Origin of the sequence: Halorientalis marina, assembly GCF_023028345.1 — an archaeon.
Taxonomy (GTDB): Archaea; Halobacteriota; Halobacteria; order Halobacteriales; family Haloarculaceae; genus Halorientalis; species Halorientalis marina.
Map to the genome: position 1 here is coordinate 125,897 of NZ_CP095490.1, position 17,359 is coordinate 143,255.

A 17,359-nucleotide genomic window follows, 5' to 3' on the forward strand; every position below is an offset into this window, starting at 1 on the left:
TAGAAAGTATGGAAACTCCTGCTAATTATCACAACCCGGCTAGCAGGCTCGCGAACTGGTCGAGTCTGTCGTCGAGACGCTCGGGTGTGTAAACGGCTTCCTGACGTTCGTAGTACTGCGAGAGTTCGGAGGCGCTGTCAGAGAGCGACCCGGGCTGGCAATCGGTCGCGATAGTGAGCGAACACACGGGTGCGTGCGACCGCCGGATCTGGTCGATGACATCGTCCGTCGAGGCGGGGTTGTCATCCGTCACAGTGATTATCAGCGGCTCGTCGCGTTGTGCTTCGACGAGTGCACGGGCGAGGCTAACCGCATCCGCGAGGGGCGTCCCGCCACCACACGTCGTGTCAAGAAGATTCGCCTGGACGTGGCGCGTTTCTATGCTGAATGGCTTCAAGAGACGTGCCTCGCCGCGGTAGAAGTCAGTGATGGCGACGCGAATCCCGAGGTTCTCGGCGGCGAGTGCGAACCGGGCAAGGGCTTGCGTTGCGATCTCGATCTTCGGCGGTGACCCCCGCCGCATCGATCCAGATCGATCGAGGATGAGGACGAGCGCGTACTGCTTTTCGTCCCCAAGGGTTCGGGATTTACACACGCGGGGGTCACCGATAGCGAGGCGATGACCGGCCCGCGGATCGTACGCCCCAGAAGAAAGACCACGTCGCACGTTTTTGCGGCGGTCGAGTCGAAGGTACATTTCGAGAGTTTCTGCGACCCGATCAGCCCCTTCTTCGATAGCGCCCCACTCGCGATTGAGGGCGAGATTGTCGCTGATGGGGAGAATCTCGAGATCCTCGAGACTTCCAGGTCCACCGTATTGTCCACCCACCCCATTGTTCTGATCTTTTCCGTTCTGTGCTTGCTGGCGGGCGGAGCGTTCGAGCTGGTCAGCTAGCGCGGAGAGTTCTTCTTCGAGGGCCTGTTCGTCGATACCTTCGCGCTCGGATTCACGGTGGGCAGCGCGTTCGTCTCCGGCTAGGGCATTCTCGTAGGTGGCTTCGTCTTCGTCGGGCGACCTCGTCGAACTCTCGGTATGGGCAGGTCCTTCCGGGATGTCTTGCCCCGATTCAGAGTCTGATTCTGCTTCGGGTTCTGAACCGGACTCCGATTCCGAACGTGCGTCGGTGTCGATGTCTCCCGCCGCGCTGCTGCTCGCCGTCTCGAGCGTCGGGGTATCCGCTTGGTCCGACTGGCATGCCTCATCTAATCCGTCCGAGGAGTGCTCGTCGTCGGTCTCGCCTTCGCTCGTATCGGGATTTGTACCCTCGTGATTATCCTGGGAATCGCCGCCGAATTTCCCGAGAGTGAGCTGGTCTTGGTTCTGTTGCTGAGTGTCGATGGAACTCGAAGCGGCGGATCTCGGGACGTCACCCATGTCCTCCTCGGGAGATGGTGACTTCGACGGCGCTTCTGTCTCGGTGTTCGTCCTCTGGCCTGGATTCCCACCCTGTCGTTCCTGCTCGCGTTGTCGGGCACGGTCAGCGGCCTGCGCGATAGCTTGAGCCCGACTCAACGGTTCGGATTCTGACTCGGCCTGTCCATCATTCTCTCCACCCGCCTTGTCTTTGACATCTCCCTCACCATCACTGTCGCCTCCCGTGTCCTGAGCGGCGTCAGTTCTCTCCACGTCGGCTTCTGCGTCACGTCCGTCTTTACCATCGCGGTGGTGCCCCTGTGCGCCCTCGCCAATGCTGGGGGCCTGCTCGTCGTTCTGTTCGTCCTCTTCCCCATGATTGTCGATCTCGCCGACGTCGGTGGGGCTGGGATCGTCCGTGACCGGCGGTTGTTCGAAGACGTTTTGATGGGGGTCACTCGTTGCTTCCCGCGATAGCGAGACGTCGGTCGGATCGAAGTCTTCGGGGAGTTGCGTCGGGGGCTGGGTCTGTGACAGCCGCTGTGAATCCTCATCTGTACTAGCGCCCTCTTCAGCGTCCTGTAGCCCTTCGTTTCTACTGGAACTGTCGTCGCCTGCATCAGAGTTGGATGGCATTTCCAGCAATTCTGCGGCCTCGTCACTCCCATCCCCGCTGGACTGGTCTTGATACCCACCTTCGTTCTTACCACCGACCTGTTGGTTGACCTGGACGTCCTGTTCCTGCTCTTCTTCGTCCTCTTTGTCGGCCTCGAGGACGGGCTGAATGTGGTCGGTCCATGTCTGGATAACTCGTCGCGCTCGACGGATCGAGGCGGTCTTGTCGTGGTTGTGAGTGATGTCTGATCGGTCGGCGCTCCGAATCGCGTGTACGTCGTCAGACAGCGTACACAGTTCTGTGTGGATCGCCTCGAACGCATCCCGATCCGCATCACTCTTGAATTGTATGCGAGAATCGTTTTCGTCGAGAAGAACATCGGTCGTTCCCGTCGGATAGATGGCTTCGTCGTACAGACAACTCGTCACAGCGTCCCAGAACGAGTAGCGAATTTCCTCACCGTCTGGGATGTCCTTGGGCGTCTGCGAGTGGAGCCGTCGAGTGAGTTCAAGTCGAATTCCGGCGCTATCGCTGAAATTCTCGCCGTGGATGGCTTCGGACTCGATGGCGCCATCCTCGACGATGTTGATGAGGTCGTGAACCTGGGCATGGTATTTGACATCGACCTCGGTCTCGAGGAGTTCTGATATCGCTGTGATGGCTGTCTTGAGTATGTGGAGCAGTTCGTGAAAGGCAAGGCCGAACTGGTGGGCGTGGTCGGCGGTGAGCTGGTCGTTGAGTGGGATGCGGGTGAGGTCGGCCTCGGTCCCAGTCACCATCACCAGGTAATCAGCGTCGACGCCGGCGAGCAACTGTTCGGCCTGAGCGCGTTCGATTTCGGTCGCATCTGAAGAGACGATAGCATCGACATCGACGGGGAGAACGGCAGCGGTCTGGACGCTGGAGGAAATGACGACGTCGACGGTCAGACCCCTTGGCAGGTGACCGAGGATGAACTCTCGGAGACGGTCGGCCCGCTGCGGAGAAATTCGTGATCTCACATCGGCCTTGGGTTTGAGATCGTCGACGACCTGGTGATGTTGAATTGACATTTTTGGAACAGGACGGAGGCTGGGACGGGCAAGTAATGGACAGAGTGTGCAGCCCCCTCGTCGTCACGGGGGCGCACAAACAAGCGCCGCTGGTTCCTCTAGAGGTAGTCATTCAGGGTTTCGTAGGCGTCCTCGGGGTACTGGTTTGGTTCGGCTACTCCCCAGAGCACCCCCTTGACGGCGGCCTTCGGGTACACTCCGTCTTCGATGTGTTCACAGAGGATCGTGAGATTCCGCGTCGAGAGCGTGGGCCAGGACTCGTTCTCTCGGGTCTGGTGGGCGAACTGGACAATTTTCTTGAGCGTCGGTCGGTCCACGACGGGGTCGTTGCTGTTCACCTGCCTATCGAGTGTCTCCACTTCTTCCTCGATCTCCTGAATGTAGGGCTGCTCGAACGAACGGAAGCGGCCTCTCGTTGCCGAGTTCATCGGCTCCGAATCCCGGTACTCGCGTGTCGGCGGATTCATAGTGATGACCATTCGAGCGGACGGGTGCGGCTCGACGAGTTCACCGTGGCTCTTCACCAGGAGTGTCCCCTCGTTCAGGAGTCGATGTAACGCAATAGCAGCGCCGGCCTGCATGACGGGGAACTCGTTGATGACGATCGTATCGCCGTTCAGAAGACCCTGTTTCACGGCGCCGTTGCGAGGAACGATGACATCGCCATCCGGGACGAGCGGGCCGAAGAGGTCTTCGGGTTCGGTCGCTCGGTCGACATCGATTGACTGGTAGCCCCGGTTTGTCTTGTGGCACAGATACTTGAGAAGGTAATTCTTCCCCGACCCACGCGGCCCGACCACCCGAATCGGGACGAGGCCACGAGCGAGTTTCTTCGCGATGAGTTCATCGAGGGGGACCTGGAAGCGTGGGTCGATGGGGACGGCTGGTGGGACGACCTCGCCGTTGTCGTCGACCGAGAGCGCGTCATAGGCTGCGTCGGGGTGAGTCGCGGCCTTCGGGACGCTCGGGTAGTCGGGATCGTCGAGGATGTGCAGGCCTGTGGGGACAGGACTCCCGGCGTTGCGGCCGATATCGGAAACGTACATTCCTCGCTCGTCGTCGGGCTCCCACCCCTCGGAACGGTACAGAGGTTCTCCGACGGAATCCGTGACGAGCGAGAGGTCGGTGACGCGAGCGGCAGCCCGTTCGGTGTCGGGGTCCATCCGCTGGTCGTAGTAGGTGGCGGCGTTCTTCGCGAGGCGGAGTCCAACGGGGACGTGCGTGGCGGCCTCTTTGAGGAGGTTCTCGGCGCGGCTCTCGGTGAGCGTGCTGGTGAGGCCGGCGATGTCGTCAACGTTGGCGTCCGCGAGCGACTCGAAGGCGTCGTACCCGGCGTCTTGGAGGGCGTCATTAATCGTGTCGGTCACGACTTCGATCATGCGGAAGTCAACGTCGGTGTCTTGTTGGAGTTCGCCGAAGGCATCGGTGATGACCTCGGGTTCCGTCCCCTGTGGTGAAACGCCGGTGATGGTGGCGTTCCCGCTCGAAGAGCGATCTAGCGTGTAAATACCGGCGTCGTCCCCCTCTTCGATGAGGTCGGCGGCGTCCTGGTCGGAGAGGTCGACGTAGTCGGACACTCGTAGCGCCACTCGCTCGACAGGGACGTTGCCTCCTTCACGCTGGAGGAGTCGGTTCACGAGGTGTGAGAGGACAACCTGGCCTTCGGGAGTGGTGTCGCCACTCGCGGTGGATGCTGAGGACATGAGTTCTGGTGGTCGAGGCGTTCTATCTGGGTCTTTCCAGCCCCTTCACCTGTCGGGGGGCGACAAAAATGGCGTTCCACCGTCAGAGAGCGTGCAACGGTCGGTTTCTAGAATCGAATTCCGAATAGAGAGACGAGGCACGGCTCTCGATTATAAAGAGCAAGGCGAATACCCGCGCCTTTAGGCCTGTCTCTTACCCACAAATCGAGTCGTTGCCGAGGTCAATAAATCCGATCGAAACCTCGATATCTACAGATTTAACACACCTATGGAACGATTTTGCTAATCCCGTGTACCACATTCAGTAACCCCCTACCGCCGAGATCATCGCCCGGATCACTCCTCGCCTCGATCTTCCGATTGCAGATTGGGTTCGACAGCGTCTGAAACGTCTGTTTGGGACTCCGTGAACTTATGGGTAAGAGACAGGGCTTTAGGCGCGGGATGAATTCGACAACCCATTCCACAACCCACCATCTATGGCAGGGCCGGATATTCCACCAGTCTCAACCCATACTTTTACAACAGAAACAAGTATAAGTGATTATACAGGCGTTCAAGATGCTGGAAGTCCACCGAACACACCAAGCGAAAATCCTCAACCACCAGCAGGTAGAGGAACCGCTCAACCGGCACGGGTGGTCGGCCAGCAAGCTCTGGAACGTCGCTAACTACCACTCCCGAGAAGTGTGGGAGGAAACGGGCGAGATTCCCGACCACGGCGACCTCAAAGACGAGTTGAAGACCCATCCAAAATACAAGGGACTGCATAGTCAGTCCAGTCAGCGCGTTCTGGAGGAACTCGCTGAAGCCTTTAACTCGTGGTACGGCAAGAGGCAGTCCGATGATCGCGCGAATCCGCCCGGCTACTGCAAGAAAAACTACTACGACAACGACGGCAACCGCGTCCACGAAGAACACCCCCGTTCGACGGTGACGTGGAAACAGAACGGCATCCGCCACGACACGAAGAACAACCGTGTCCGACTTTCGAAAGGCGCGAATCATAAGGAACACCCGAAAGCGTGGGAGTACATCCTTGTCGAGTACGAGACGCGCCCCGGCGTCACCGTCGAGAACCTACAACAAGTTCGCGCGGTCTATCATAAGTCGAATGAACGGTGGGAGCTGCATCTCGTCTGCAAAGACGAAGTCGAGATGCCCACCGCACCCGGCAACGAAACGGCGGGTATCGATCTCGGTATCAGCAACTTCGCTGCCGTCGCCTACAGCACCGAAGACGCCGATCTGTACCCCGGCAACCGCCTCAAACAAGACGGGTACTACTTCCCGAAAGAAATCGCCAAGTGCGACGACTCGGGTGGCAAACGGGCCACTCGACTGCATCACAAGTGGTCGGAACGCCGCACCCACTTCTTCCATTCCTTAGCGAGACACATCGTTGAACAGTGCGTCGAGAAGGGTGTTGGGCGAATAAATGTCGGAGACTTGGAAGGCGTCCGCGAGGACGAAGACGGCGACTCGAAGAATTGGGGTCGGCACGGCAACCTTGACTTGCACGGGTGGGCGTTCGACCGCTTCACGTCGATTCTCACGTACAAGGCGAAGGTCGAGGGAATCGAAGTCGTGGAAGTGTCAGAGCGCGATACGAGTAAGACGTGTTGCGTGTGCGGTAGAGAAGACGATAGTCAGCGTGTCGAACGCGGCTTGTACGTGTGCGAGGAGTGTGATGCGGCGTTCAACGCTGACGTGAACGGGGCGGAAAACATCCGCCACGACATCAACAATAGCGAAAGTAACTCTGAGTCTTCGGCCAGTTTGGACGAGGATAGGAGTACCGGCTGGTTGGCACAGCCCGGAGTCTACCTTCACGACTTGTCCAGCGGATTCCAACCGCAGGCACAAGTGGTAGACTGCAAACCCTAATATCCCAATCCAGCGGTGCGGTGCCGTGGGATTCCTCCGCGTTCACGCGGAGGAGGATGTCAATACTCCATTCGTCTGATTGTTGAAAGAGTGGTTATCTAGAGAATTGATATCTGTTCTCGACGGTATCCGCGAAATCGAACGCCTTGACTAACTGAACGTGATTCTCGTAGCTGTGTTGAGAGAGTGCTCGCTCAATCCCACGGAATGCGGCTCTGTCGTTCGTGTAGATCGCTATCGAGTTTGTGAGTCCGTCTTCCAAGAGCGTAGCAGCCGCCCCACCTACTTCTGCATCGGCTTGCTCTATCGTATGCTCGGGACGCTCGGTTGCGGCGGAGATATAGTGTCGAACCATATCCATCGTGGCTGAAACGACGGGGTTCGAGTAATCAACTTCATCCAAGACCTGCACCCAGCCGGATTCTATCGCATCGTCAATTGGAGGTTGGTCGTAGGGATAGGACTCTGGCGTGAGTTCTTCGTATACTCGCTGCGGGACCAAGAGAACGATATCGTGTTCGGTCACTGCTCGCTCAAGCAGGTCAATCGTCTCGTGGCGCTCGAAGCGAATGAAGAGATTCGTGTCAATGAGGTGGCTCTCGACATCGGGAAAGAGGTGTTCCGGCACGGTTACTACTCGCCGATTTGCTCGTCTACGTCTGCATCCAACGCCTCGATATCGATTTCCGTCGAAATCTCGTCCTCTACATCAAGGAGGATTTCCTGGAGTTCCTGGAGGATTGTTTCGGCTTCGAGGACGGGGATCTCCTGCTCTCGAGCCATGATCCGGGCAGTCATCTCCGATTTCGTGTAGGCCCGAGCGTATTCGATGGCCGTCGCCAGACCGCTGACTTCGTGGCGTTCGACGTAAAGTTCGATATTGTCGTTTGAGTCGCGTTGAGCCAGGGCAACGAGAAGCGTCGGGGTGATTTGAAACGTCTCTTCCCCGGTCTGTATGGTCATATCGACCCGACGAGCGCTATATCGGTGCGGCTGAGAGTCCGTCACGCGCTTGAGGACACCGATTTCCACGAGATGCTTGACATCCTCGTAGACCGTGGTTTGAGAACTCGCAGAACGGCTTGCGAGCTCCTCTACAGTGGGGGTGTCGAGTTCGAGTACCCGAGCGTACAGACGTGCCAACCGTTCGTTCTGGATCACGTCAGAAACTGCCAGCATCGTATCCAACGGGTGCGAACCCGAGAGAGCTGATTCGGCCATATATTTTAATTTCCGCGGAATACATAAAGTTGTATCGGTGGGCTAAGTGGTGCTTCCAACCGTTGATTGAGGGGTTTGTTATTCCTCAAACCGGAGAAGAGACTCATTATTTGATAGAACCGTGTGTAAGAGGTAGAAGATGTATGCAGCACGCGCCGATTTGAATCTCTACTGACCGGATCTCAATATCCTCAAAAGTAAGTTTATTAACAAGCAAAATAATACTACTTAAGACAAAATGACGTTTTCATTTGATACCACTTATAAAAATTTGGACCCAAGCCTCTATTCGAGAGTAACGCCGAAAAGTATCGCTAATCCAGAAATTGTAGTTCGTAATGACGGGCTCTGTGCTGATCTTGGATTGGATCCAGCGGAACTCAATGCTACCATTCTAGCAGGCCAAGACCTCTTGGAAGAACCAATCGCCCAAGCATATGCAGGCCACCAGTATGGGAGCTTTACCGTCCTGGGCGATGGGAGAGCGATGATACTCGGCGAACATGTGCGCGATGGTGATAGATACGATATCCAATTAAAAGGCTCCGGTCGAACGCCGTACTCCGGGAGAGGCGACGGCAACGCAACTGTCAGCTCGATGCTCAGAGAGTATCTGTATTCATATGCGATGCAGAATCTACACATCAAAACATCGAGAAGCCTAGCTGTCCTCGAAACTGACGAAGCGATCCGACGACGGCGGAAGGAACCTGGAGCCATTCTTGTCCGAGTGATGAACAGCCATATTCGATACGGGACCTTTCAGTATGTTGCAAGCCGAGCAGCCGACGAACTACAGCGATTCACTGACTACGTTATCGACAGACACTACCCACAGCTAACTGCAGCGGATCGTCCATACCTCGATTTCTTTGATGCAGTCATGCAGTCGTCGATTGAGATGGTTGTCGACTGGCTGCGTGTCGGATTCGTTCATGGCGTGATGAATACCGACAACATGAGTATCGATGGAGAAACATTTGATTACGGGCCCTGTGCGTTCATAAATTACTATGATGAGGATGCGGTCTTCAGCTCGATCGACAAGCACGGACGATATGCCTTCGGCAACCAGCGACCCATTTTGCGGTGGAATCTCGAACGTCTCGCAGAGGCGCTCCAACCGCTGTGTACACGAACGGCGCTCACGTATGATGAACTCGAAAGTAAACTGGACGAATTTGACGATCGATTTGATGCACAATACTACACGATGATGCGAAAGAAGCTGGGGATCACCTCGGATGATGAGGAAGCACTCGTCGATGAATTCCTGGAGTGGCTCCGCAAGTCGAACGCAGACTATACCAATACGTTCCTCGAATTAGAGACGACCGGTACGTTTGATGACCCAGCGTTTGCAACTACAGAATTCGAACAGCTCAGAGATAAACTGGCTGCTGTCGGCCTAGATGAGGAGTTGATGCAGGAGGCCAATCCGCGGTACATTCCCCGCAACTACCTGGTTGAACAGGCATTGGACGAGTATCTCGAAACTGGGACTCTTTCCACATTCGAACGGTTATTGAACGTGCTGGAAAACCCCTATATATCGAAGGATATGGGTTCACAATTCCAGCAACCACCGCCACGAGAATTCGATACGGAGTATACAACGTACTGTAATACGTGAGCCAATAGTACCAAAGTAGGTATACTCATCAACTCGCCATTGCTCAGGCGAGGACACTATCATCGGGCAAACGGCAGTTACTGTTGATGAACTGTTGGGCATCGCCGATTGAGAGAGCAGTATTCACAAATGCAAGACTCGCGCCCTCCATCTTGCACGCGGTGAGAGAATTATCTGCTATCTAATATTTGAGCGTATGATTATGAACTCACGAATCCACAGTTGAATGACCACTTCGTTCACGGTGAATCAGGAGATGTCACCGAGTCGTCGCTGAAGCTGATCCTGCACTCGGTGTGCTTGCTGATCCGAGAGGTCGGCCTCTGTATCGACGCTGATGCCCGGGATATCGACGATGTCTTCGAGAGAGTCACTGAGCGTCTGCTGATTCTCGGGAAGGACATGCTGGGAGTCGTCGTCCGTCTGCCGGTCGTGTTCCTGCATCGCGAGTTGAATCATCATCGCTGGCTTTCTGAACAACTCGCCAGCGACCTCAAGGTACTCCTGATAGGTATCCGAGGCCATCGATCCCTCGTATTCCTGTAGTACCGCGATGAGCAAGGAGAGCTGAAGGTTGAACACAGTTGGTCGCGAGGAGGGCTTTGCGATCGAGATCGCTCGGTCGGCGGCCCGCTCTGCGTATTTGAATGCGATCCCCCAGTAGGTGTAGCAGTCTTCGACGGAGAAAGGGAGGTCCTCAAAGTCGTACGCGATGGCCCGTGTCCGACGAATAGCGGTATCGACCTCGATCATCCGAGTGTCGATGTCGTCGTAGATAGAGCGCCACCACTCGCTAATCGGGACACGGCCCTGACTGCGTTCGTGATCGGCATTCGTGGCTTTCCCGTAGTGCCGCCGTGTGTACCGTTCGCCCATATCGGGAAGGACGGTCCCGCTGTCGGGGAAGAAGAGGACAGGTCGCGCCCAGAGCGTCTGCGTGCCTCGGAAGTCGTACCCGGTCTGGAAGCCGCCGTAGATGATGGTCTCCGATCCTTCCTCGTCTTTGTTGGAGTCCTCATCGGAGTCGCTATCGTTACTAACAGCGATGGTGATGCCGTCTTCTTCGACGTCGTCTTCGATGTCCCCCTGATCGCCGGAGACGAGGTGACGGAGGCTCGGGCAGATGACGACCATCTTGAACAACCCACCCCAATCGCGGTAGGACACCCACCCGAAGGGATTGGTTTCGCCGCGCTGCTGGAGTGCACTGATGATGGGGAGATACGCCTCCTGTGGGTTGATAATGGAGTACGAATCCGAGGCGATCTGCCACCGGAACTTAACATCGTAGCCGAGCGCGTTCAACGCCTTTCGGCGGTCGTCGACGATATCTTGATGATCATAGACACGCACGACTGCGTCGGCCTCACTCGCGGCGGCGAGGTCTTCGATCGAACTTCCGGTATAGGATTCGAGTGCGTCGACGTCGAGGCCATGCACACGGCGGATGACGGCAGTGTCGACACGCCCGGATGTCTCGACGAAATCGTTGGTCGCCCAGAGTTCACCGGAGCTCGCCTTCGGGAGGGCTTGGATAGCTTCCTTAAACGAGCGGGAGTTCGCTGCCGAACACCGGGTTTCCGGTGGAACTTCATCGGGATATTCCCGGGAGTCGTTCTCAGTGAGGCCGACGAATTTTCGGTCTGTCTCTCGGGTTAGGAGATCGGCAAGCGGAAGGGGCGGGCGGTCGGTATCGGTGCGACTGGCGCTAGTATCGTTCTCGTCCCCACTGGTGTTCTCGGTCTCGTTCTCGTTCGAGTCGGAGCCGGGGGAGCGAGGCTGGCTGGAACTGGATTTGGATTCTGTTGACATGGGTGAGTCCTCGGTATCGAAAATGCCGCGGGAGTACGCACACGGCTGGGAGTGAACGGAGAAAACGCAGAGACGAGACGGCCGATCCCGTATCATGGGAGTTTGCCGCACAGTACTACAGCTACGAAGGGGAGTGGAGCGTGGAGAACCGCTAGAGCCGAGAGGAGAAAGATGGGGGGTGGTGGAGAGCCCGAACAGAATCCGTCCCGGTGGTCGTCAATCGACGCGCGGAACGCTTGGAGTGTTCTGTTTGGACATCCGATCCCCCCACCGAACAGGGGGGAACAAACAGGTGAGAGGGAAGCCGAGTCGGTCAGGCTGCTGTGGGTTACTCGTCTGCCTCACTAAGAGTACTTGTGAACGTCTGCTGGGCGGTGTCGCCCCGAGTGTTGGACATCTCCGAGAGCGACATTTCACGGGTGTCGTGCTCGGGGATGTGCTCTGTACCGCCGAAGTACTGGACGAAGCCGGGGCGAGCGTTAGGGATTTTCTTCGCGGATGCGTCGCTGATCCCCGCGAGCTGGGAGTGATTGCGCCCATAGCAGACCCAGGCTGCGAGTTCGCCCATCGAGTCGAACTGCTTGACGAGCGTACTGCGGGCGTTCGAGGGAATGTCGAGGCCTTGAATTCGATAAAGTGTCCCCGAAGCGACGGCGTCGCTGGCGGGATCTTCCTCACCGCTCCAGATGGCTTTCAGCCGTCGAAGGTTCTCGCGACGGTTCCCCGACTGCCACAGAACCTCCGCGTACTTCTCGGCGAGAGCGATCTCCGCGGCGTACGTGATGGACTCGAGGTCGGCATCCTCGAGATCGGGAACGTCTTCGGGGCCGGGGGCGGTGTTTTCGGGGTGGTCGCGACCGTCGATGGCCTCGACGTACTCATCTGAGCGGTAGTCTTGACGTTTGATTTCCCAGGTATCGTCGGTTAGTTCACGCCGGACGAAGTTCTCCGCGAATAGGTGGTAGTGTTCGACAGCGTAGTCCACGCCTTTGAGCGGGGCGAGGAGTGCGATAGCGAGTTGACTGGCCTTCTCGTCAGAGGCGTCAGGCCCCCAGTCGAATCCGCCGGGAGCGAGTCGGTGGACGAACAGATGCTTGTCGAGCAGGTTATCGCCAGCGTAGACGAAGTTTCCGCCAACGCCTCGTTCGCCTTGGTACGGTTCGTTCTTCCATTTCGTTTTTCGCGAGTAATCGGTTTTTGCTGGCATGAGATTAAGTCTGAAGGTGGGTTATCCATCAGCGGATTGGTGGGACTGCGACGGGTCCGAGGCGGGTCGTGCCTCGGTCGATGGTGTGGGACTCGGTTGTGATTGCTCTAGGTTGGTCGGAGACGAATGGTGAACCTGCCCCGAGGTCAAGCCTCGGGGCTTCCTGCTTCTACGACGCGCTTTGCATTCACCCGCGAAGGAGTGAACGTAGGGAGCGCAGTCTCCACAGGCGTTGATTCGGAGCGTCCCGCCCCTAACTGCTTGCAACCGCGTGAAAGGATGTTCTTCGCCGCATTTAGGTCCCGGTCCTCCTCGTGACCACACGCCGGACACGAGTGCTGCCGAACCCAAATCGGCTTGTCCGTCTTGACACCACACCGCGAGCATTCCTTGGTCGTCCCTGCCGAGTCTACCTTCACGACGTGCGTGCCGTGCAACTCTCCTTTGTACTCTAAGAGCGTCAAGAACCGCGACCACGACGCATCCTGTTTGTTCTTGGCCGATTGAGACGTTTCCATCATCGGCTTCACGTCGAGGTCTTCGACAGCCACCATGTCGTACTCCCGAACCAGCCACGTCGTCAACTTGTGCTGGAAGTCCAGCACCACCCGCTTGATACGACGCTTCGCCTTGGCGACCTTCTGACGCTGTTTCTCCCAGTTGTTCGACCCATACTCTTTCCGGTCGAGTTTCCGCTGTTCGCGTGCGTAGCGGTCGTACTCGTCGGAGAGGTCGAGCATGTCCACAGCGAGGTTGTCGCTGGTGTGGATATACGACTGGATGCCGAGGTCCACGCCTACGCAGTCGGCTGGAGACAGGTCGTCGGGATTCGGTTTCTCGGGGAGGCTGTCGTCCGGGCGTTCGGTGACGAGACAGGCGAACCATTCGCCCGTCAGCTCCTTTTTGAGAACGACGCGCTTGATGCTCTCGGTCGGCGGCAGGTCGCGGTGTGCGCGAATCTGAATAGTGCCGATTTTGGAGAGTCGGAGTGACACGTATCCGTCGCGGCCCGTGGTGTGATTCACGTCGTAGCCTTCGGACTGATACGCGACCGATCGCCGCTCTCCGCTCCCCTGCCATTTGAGCCGTCCAGTTTTACAGCCCTTGTACCGCTTTTCTCGGAGGATCTTGATGTTCTTGTGAACTTCAGAGATGGTTTGTTGGGCGGCATGTGCGGACACGTCCTTGAACACGGGCCACCGCTGTTTCCAGTCGGTGAGTTTGTTGTGCTGATCGAAAGAACTCGGACGGTTGCCCGGTTCGTGGGAGTAGTAGTCGCGGACGGCGTGGTTGCGGATCTGCCGGTGAAGTTCTATGTGACGCCACGCTTCGCTGGCGGTTTCCTCATCAGGGCAGGCGCGACAGCGAAGCGTGACGTTCATAGGTGTTACTCCAGCCGTTCGACGGTGAGTTTGACTCTATCCCCGGATTCGATGCCGAGTGTTTCTCGGACTTCTTCGGGGATGGTGACTTGCCCCCGGTCGCGGACGGTGGGGTAACATTCCATCTCTGTCTGATCCATACTGATTTAATCGTACCCAATCCAATTAATGACGCCGATTCGGTGGGCCTGTGGGCCGGGCGAAACCCATCGTCGGTTGGTTGGCTATAGTCGGGATTCACCCTCGTCAAGCCCCGAGGCACTCTCCCTTGATTTCTGTAGATGATGTACTCGTCGTCATCGGCAAGTGCCTCGAGAACGCAGGACGCGCAGCCCGCGTAGTCGTCTGGCCAGCTGTCGAGTCTATAGAGTGAGTTCGTCTCCCAGCGACAGTACGGACACTTCCGCTGGGTTTCAGTTCTCGTATCGATAATCGAGAGAGGAGCCGCGTAGCGTCCAGGAGCCATCGATCGAGTAACTACCCAAGAGCCAAATCGCTGTTCGTGGTCGGGTCAGTCCCGGTATGTGCCCCAACGGTGGTCTCGTCGTTTGCTCCGTCAGGACTGAGATCGAGGCAGTGTTCGCCGATGGCGGTCTCCGGTTCGTCCGGGTGGAATACCCGGATAGTGAGTGCATCCTCGGAACGATCGACAGAAACGATGAACGTCTCGCCAAGCCGTATATCTGCATAGGTATCGCCGTCGCTGAGGGAGGTTAGCGAAGTCATTAGTTGGACCGGATTCGGGGGGCAATCATCGAGAGAATCTCGCACTCGCCGTCTGCAAACTCGTATTCGATCATCATTGGAAAGTCCGTCCCGAAGGTGATGCTGATTGCAGCGTTCTTCGGGAATTTCCGGGAGATGTCCTTAACGTAGTCAAGCGAAAACAGCGCTTCCGCGTCGACGGCGGTCAGCTCGGTATACTCCTCCTCCGTAAGTTCTAGGGACACGTCGTCGGTGTCGCCTTGGGCTTCGATGAAGACGGCCTGCTCGGTCTCGTCACAACGGATTTGGATGTGGTCGGAGACCATATCAGCTGCTTTCACCCCCCGCCTGATCTGCGATTCATCGACAGTGAACGACGCGGGGAGATCCATGTCCGGAATTTCGGGTTCCGACCTGATGCTGTCGGGGTCGATACACGCCATCGTGAACTCGACGCCATCGATGTAGATGACGAGTTTGAACGTATTCGTGTCGAACGAGAGTTCGACGAGATCATCCTTCTTCGCGAGTTTTAAGACCCCCTCGAGACGTTCGAGATTGAGGCCCAGAACACCCTCGGAGGCGTCGTAGGACTCGAAAGCCCCTGCGGACAGCACACCGTCGTCCATCGCGACGTTTGCGGGATCGACCGCACGGACCTGAATGCCATCAGGCTCAACATTGAACTTCGCCTCGTCGACGATGGCGCGAAGCGTACCGACGAACTCCTTGATGTCACCGCCCATGATGGCGGCCTGGAACTGGCTCGGCGGTCCGGTGCCGACATCGGCCTCTTCTTCTGCGTCTTCCTCGACGTCCTCGTCGGCTTCACCGTCGGTGTTGGATTCTTGCTCCGGTTCAGAATCTGGTTCCGATTCCAGATCTGGTTCGGGCTCGCCTTTGGGTTGGGTATTTTCAGCGGTTTCTGCGGTGGTCGCGTCGTCGACGTCCATCTCAGATTCTACGTCTGAGGATCCGTCGTCGGGTGTGGTCGCTGGCTGTGCGTCCGCGCTTTCGGATTCGGTGTTGGTACTCATGTGTGAGTGGAGTCGTGGTCGCGATACTGTCGGTGATCGAGCTGCTCACGAAGGGAGAAAATCGAACCAATAATAGTAATAATAACGGTAATACCGTTATGAACGGTAACCGCCATGAACTCTTCTACCTCCCCCCATCCCCGTGGGGTGGGCAAAACCGAGCATGATGGTCGCGATCTCGGTCACTCGGGGAAGTCGATAACGTCGGGGTTGGTCGAAAGCTCCCTGGCGACGCGGTCGAGTTCGACATCGTCGAGAGTGATTTTGATGAGCGCCTCGAGTGCATCGTCGTAGGCTTGCTGTACTTCACTCTGATTCGAGGCAGCGTCAAGGCGCTGCTGGAGTGCGGTCTGGAAGCGATTCGCTGCACGGTGGCGTGCGAGTGAGCCCATTTCGAGTTCCCCCACCGTCTCGGGGTGCGACAAACGAGCGGGGGTCGCAGGTTCCGCGTCCCGAGTGTTGGTCCTACGTAACGATTCGGATGGTTCGATTAGGACTGTTGCGTAGGATATGGGGGTGTCATCCGATCCGTCTCGTCGCCTACCACCGTTCCACAGGGTAACGAGAAATGGTCGAGGTTGCCGTCCGGATCGGGAAGTTCTCCGTCATCGGCAAGGCCTTGGAGCTCCCTCCAGAGCTTGCGAATCGTTGTCGGGGTCGTGTAGCCTTCCTCGGCAAGAGTTTGTTGGGTAAGTCGGAGGTTGCTTTGCCCACTCTCTTTGAAGGCGTGATAGAGACAGGCAACGGCGACGCCGTTCGGTTGCCGGCCGTTCGCGAGGACACCCACAGCGTTCGATCTGGAGAGCTGGTAGGCACGGCGTTCGAGACGAGGGGAGGCATCAACGGCACTCGCGAGTCGTGGGATGTAGTCCTGCGGGAGTGGTGGAGGCGTTGCGAGCTCAAGATCTTGATTTAGGCACTTGTAGTCCTGATTGATTTCTTTAATATCGACACGAGCGACTTCACCAATCTCTTTGAGCGTGCGTGGCAGGCGTTCGAGACGGCAAGCAGCGTACACACAGGCACTCGCCATACCTTCGACGGAGTTGCCGGCGAGCATCCCTTCTGCGCTAACCTCGCGGTAGAGGTCAGCGGCGCAGTCGTGGATAGAGCCGGAGAGTTCGAGCGCACTGACGAGGCGAGCGATTTCGCCGAGGCCGAGGCGGAGCGAGCGGTCGCGACTCGAGCCGGTTTTCGATCGACTATCCCACTTACGGAGTCGACGGAAACGCCGTTTGGTCTGACGCGACAGCGGGCGGTCGTACCCGTCACTGTTATATCCGATCTCCGTCGGGAGCCCCTTATCATGGAGGCGATGTGTGGTGGGAGCGCCGCCACGTTCGGGTTCACGGCCGTCCCCAGTATCGACCCAGCGAAGGCGCCGATCGAGGATATCACGGAAGAGTACGAGGCCACATTCCCCACAGTAGGTTTCCTCCTCGTCAATGACGAGGTACTCGTCGGTTGCGCACTCAGGACACTGTATTTCATCGGTCGATTCCGAGTCCGTGGCTTTCGACTGCTCGTCTTCGGAGGCAGTCTCGCTGGAAAATGACTGAGTCTGCTGCTGGTTCTGCCTGAGGCGCGTCGAGACGGGAGTGGGAGACCCCGACCCGGCGGAAGACGAGCCGGTACTATGGGTCGTAGTGTCAGTGTTCTCGAGGGCATCTTGAGACATATGGAACGGGGGCGTAGACCCCCCAGTTCCTCCGGGGGAAGACAAACTGAAGGCGAGGAATCTGGTCGTAAG

Annotated in this window: 14 protein-coding genes; 3 read left to right on the forward strand and 11 right to left on the reverse strand. The window is 57.4% G+C overall.

Going from position 1 to position 17,359, the window contains the following annotated elements; genetic code table 11:
- Positions 1 to 28 precede the first annotated feature (28 nt).
- Together MUG96_RS22125 and MUG96_RS22130 are read right to left on the reverse strand one after the other, a co-directional pair.
- A complete protein-coding gene (locus tag MUG96_RS22125; RefSeq protein WP_246989832.1) occupies positions 29 to 2,782 on the reverse strand; it encodes a VWA domain-containing protein in 2,754 nt (917 codons plus the stop codon).
- A 338-nt stretch (positions 2,783 to 3,120) separates the two neighbouring features.
- Positions 3,121 to 4,725, reverse strand: coding sequence for an AAA family ATPase (locus MUG96_RS22130; RefSeq protein ID WP_233572014.1), 1,605 nt, complete (start codon positions 4,723 to 4,725; stop codon positions 3,121 to 3,123).
- A 561-nt stretch (positions 4,726 to 5,286) separates the two neighbouring features.
- On the opposite strand from MUG96_RS22130, the gene MUG96_RS22135 reads away from it, so the two are divergent.
- On the forward strand, positions 5,287 to 6,612 hold the full coding sequence (locus MUG96_RS22135) for an RNA-guided endonuclease InsQ/TnpB family protein (RefSeq protein ID WP_123124803.1): 1,326 nt from the start codon (positions 5,287 to 5,289) through the stop codon (positions 6,610 to 6,612).
- A gap of 94 nt (positions 6,613 to 6,706) precedes the next feature.
- On the opposite strand, the gene MUG96_RS22140 is transcribed toward MUG96_RS22135, so the two are convergent.
- Positions 6,707 to 7,240 carry a PIN domain-containing protein gene (locus MUG96_RS22140; RefSeq protein ID WP_123124677.1) on the reverse strand — a complete coding sequence of 178 codons (534 nt, stop codon included), beginning with the start codon at positions 7,238 to 7,240 and terminating at the stop codon, positions 6,707 to 6,709.
- 5 nt (positions 7,241 to 7,245) lie between these two features.
- Positions 7,246 to 7,833: a DUF7437 domain-containing protein gene (locus MUG96_RS22145; protein ID WP_123124676.1), complete on the reverse strand. Its 588-nt coding sequence runs from the start codon at positions 7,831 to 7,833 to the stop codon at positions 7,246 to 7,248.
- Positions 7,834 to 8,071: 238 nt separating this feature from the next.
- Between MUG96_RS22145 and MUG96_RS22150 the strand changes: the two genes are divergently transcribed.
- The gene (locus MUG96_RS22150; RefSeq protein WP_123124675.1) at positions 8,072 to 9,466 is read left to right on the forward strand and encodes a protein adenylyltransferase SelO; all 1,395 of its coding nucleotides are present in this window, start codon (positions 8,072 to 8,074) and stop codon (positions 9,464 to 9,466) included.
- 249 nt (positions 9,467 to 9,715) lie between these two features.
- Here MUG96_RS22150 and MUG96_RS22155 read toward each other — a convergent pair whose 3' ends face one another.
- The 4 genes from MUG96_RS22155 to MUG96_RS22170 form a co-directional block, all read right to left on the reverse strand.
- Complete coding sequence (locus MUG96_RS22155) at positions 9,716 to 10,906, reverse strand: hypothetical protein (protein WP_246989834.1); 1,191 nt, start codon at positions 10,904 to 10,906, stop codon at positions 9,716 to 9,718.
- Positions 10,907 to 11,606: 700 nt separating this feature from the next.
- Complete coding sequence (locus MUG96_RS22160; RefSeq protein ID WP_123124673.1) at positions 11,607 to 12,485, reverse strand: DUF6166 domain-containing protein; 879 nt, start codon at positions 12,483 to 12,485, stop codon at positions 11,607 to 11,609.
- A 146-nt stretch (positions 12,486 to 12,631) separates the two neighbouring features.
- Positions 12,632 to 13,867 (reverse strand): RNA-guided endonuclease InsQ/TnpB family protein, encoded by a 1,236-nt coding sequence (locus tag MUG96_RS22165; RefSeq protein ID WP_123124672.1) that lies wholly within the window; start codon positions 13,865 to 13,867, stop codon positions 12,632 to 12,634.
- A gap of 5 nt (positions 13,868 to 13,872) precedes the next feature.
- Positions 13,873 to 14,007, reverse strand: coding sequence for an AbrB/MazE/SpoVT family DNA-binding domain-containing protein (locus tag MUG96_RS22170; protein WP_120083811.1), 135 nt, complete (start codon positions 14,005 to 14,007; stop codon positions 13,873 to 13,875).
- 382 nt (positions 14,008 to 14,389) lie between these two features.
- On the opposite strand from MUG96_RS22170, the gene MUG96_RS22175 reads away from it, so the two are divergent.
- A complete protein-coding gene (locus MUG96_RS22175) occupies positions 14,390 to 14,584 on the forward strand; it encodes a hypothetical protein (protein ID WP_147270979.1) in 195 nt (64 codons plus the stop codon).
- A gap of 8 nt (positions 14,585 to 14,592) precedes the next feature.
- Here the strand turns inward: MUG96_RS22175 and MUG96_RS22180 are convergent, their stop codons facing one another.
- The 3 genes from MUG96_RS22180 to MUG96_RS24345 form a co-directional block, all read right to left on the reverse strand.
- The gene (locus MUG96_RS22180; protein WP_246989836.1) at positions 14,593 to 15,525 is read right to left on the reverse strand and encodes a DNA polymerase sliding clamp; all 933 of its coding nucleotides are present in this window, start codon (positions 15,523 to 15,525) and stop codon (positions 14,593 to 14,595) included.
- A gap of 266 nt (positions 15,526 to 15,791) precedes the next feature.
- Positions 15,792 to 16,001: a hypothetical protein gene (locus MUG96_RS22185; protein ID WP_112077698.1), complete on the reverse strand. Its 210-nt coding sequence runs from the start codon at positions 15,999 to 16,001 to the stop codon at positions 15,792 to 15,794.
- A gap of 98 nt (positions 16,002 to 16,099) precedes the next feature.
- A complete protein-coding gene (locus MUG96_RS24345; RefSeq protein WP_123124670.1) occupies positions 16,100 to 17,287 on the reverse strand; it encodes a transcription initiation factor IIB in 1,188 nt (395 codons plus the stop codon).
- Positions 17,288 to 17,359: the final 72 nt, after the last annotated feature.

Excerpts from the sequence above, each read along its gene's own strand:
- MUG96_RS22130 (WP_233572014.1), bottom strand. The coding sequence starts at position 4,725 with ATGTCCTCAGCATCCACCGCGAGTGGCGACACCACTCCCGAAGGCCAG.
- MUG96_RS22145 (WP_123124676.1), bottom strand. The coding sequence starts at position 7,833 with ATGGCCGAATCAGCTCTCTCGGGTTCGCACCCGTTGGATACGATGCTG.
- MUG96_RS22185 (WP_112077698.1), bottom strand. The coding sequence starts at position 16,001 with ATGGGCTCACTCGCACGCCACCGTGCAGCGAATCGCTTCCAGACCGCA.
- MUG96_RS22170 (WP_120083811.1), bottom strand. The coding sequence starts at position 14,007 with ATGGATCAGACAGAGATGGAATGTTACCCCACCGTCCGCGACCGGGGG.
- MUG96_RS22150 (WP_123124675.1), top strand. The coding sequence starts at position 8,072 with ATGACGTTTTCATTTGATACCACTTATAAAAATTTGGACCCAAGCCTC.
- MUG96_RS22175 (WP_147270979.1), top strand. The coding sequence starts at position 14,390 with ATGTGCCCCAACGGTGGTCTCGTCGTTTGCTCCGTCAGGACTGAGATC.
- MUG96_RS22165 (WP_123124672.1), bottom strand. The coding sequence starts at position 13,867 with ATGAACGTCACGCTTCGCTGTCGCGCCTGCCCTGATGAGGAAACCGCC.
- MUG96_RS24345 (WP_123124670.1), bottom strand. The coding sequence starts at position 17,287 with ATGTCTCAAGATGCCCTCGAGAACACTGACACTACGACCCATAGTACC.
- MUG96_RS22135 (WP_123124803.1), top strand. The coding sequence starts at position 5,287 with ATGCTGGAAGTCCACCGAACACACCAAGCGAAAATCCTCAACCACCAG.
- MUG96_RS22180 (WP_246989836.1), bottom strand. The coding sequence starts at position 15,525 with ATGGACGTCGACGACGCGACCACCGCAGAAACCGCTGAAAATACCCAA.
- MUG96_RS22160 (WP_123124673.1), bottom strand. The coding sequence starts at position 12,485 with ATGCCAGCAAAAACCGATTACTCGCGAAAAACGAAATGGAAGAACGAA.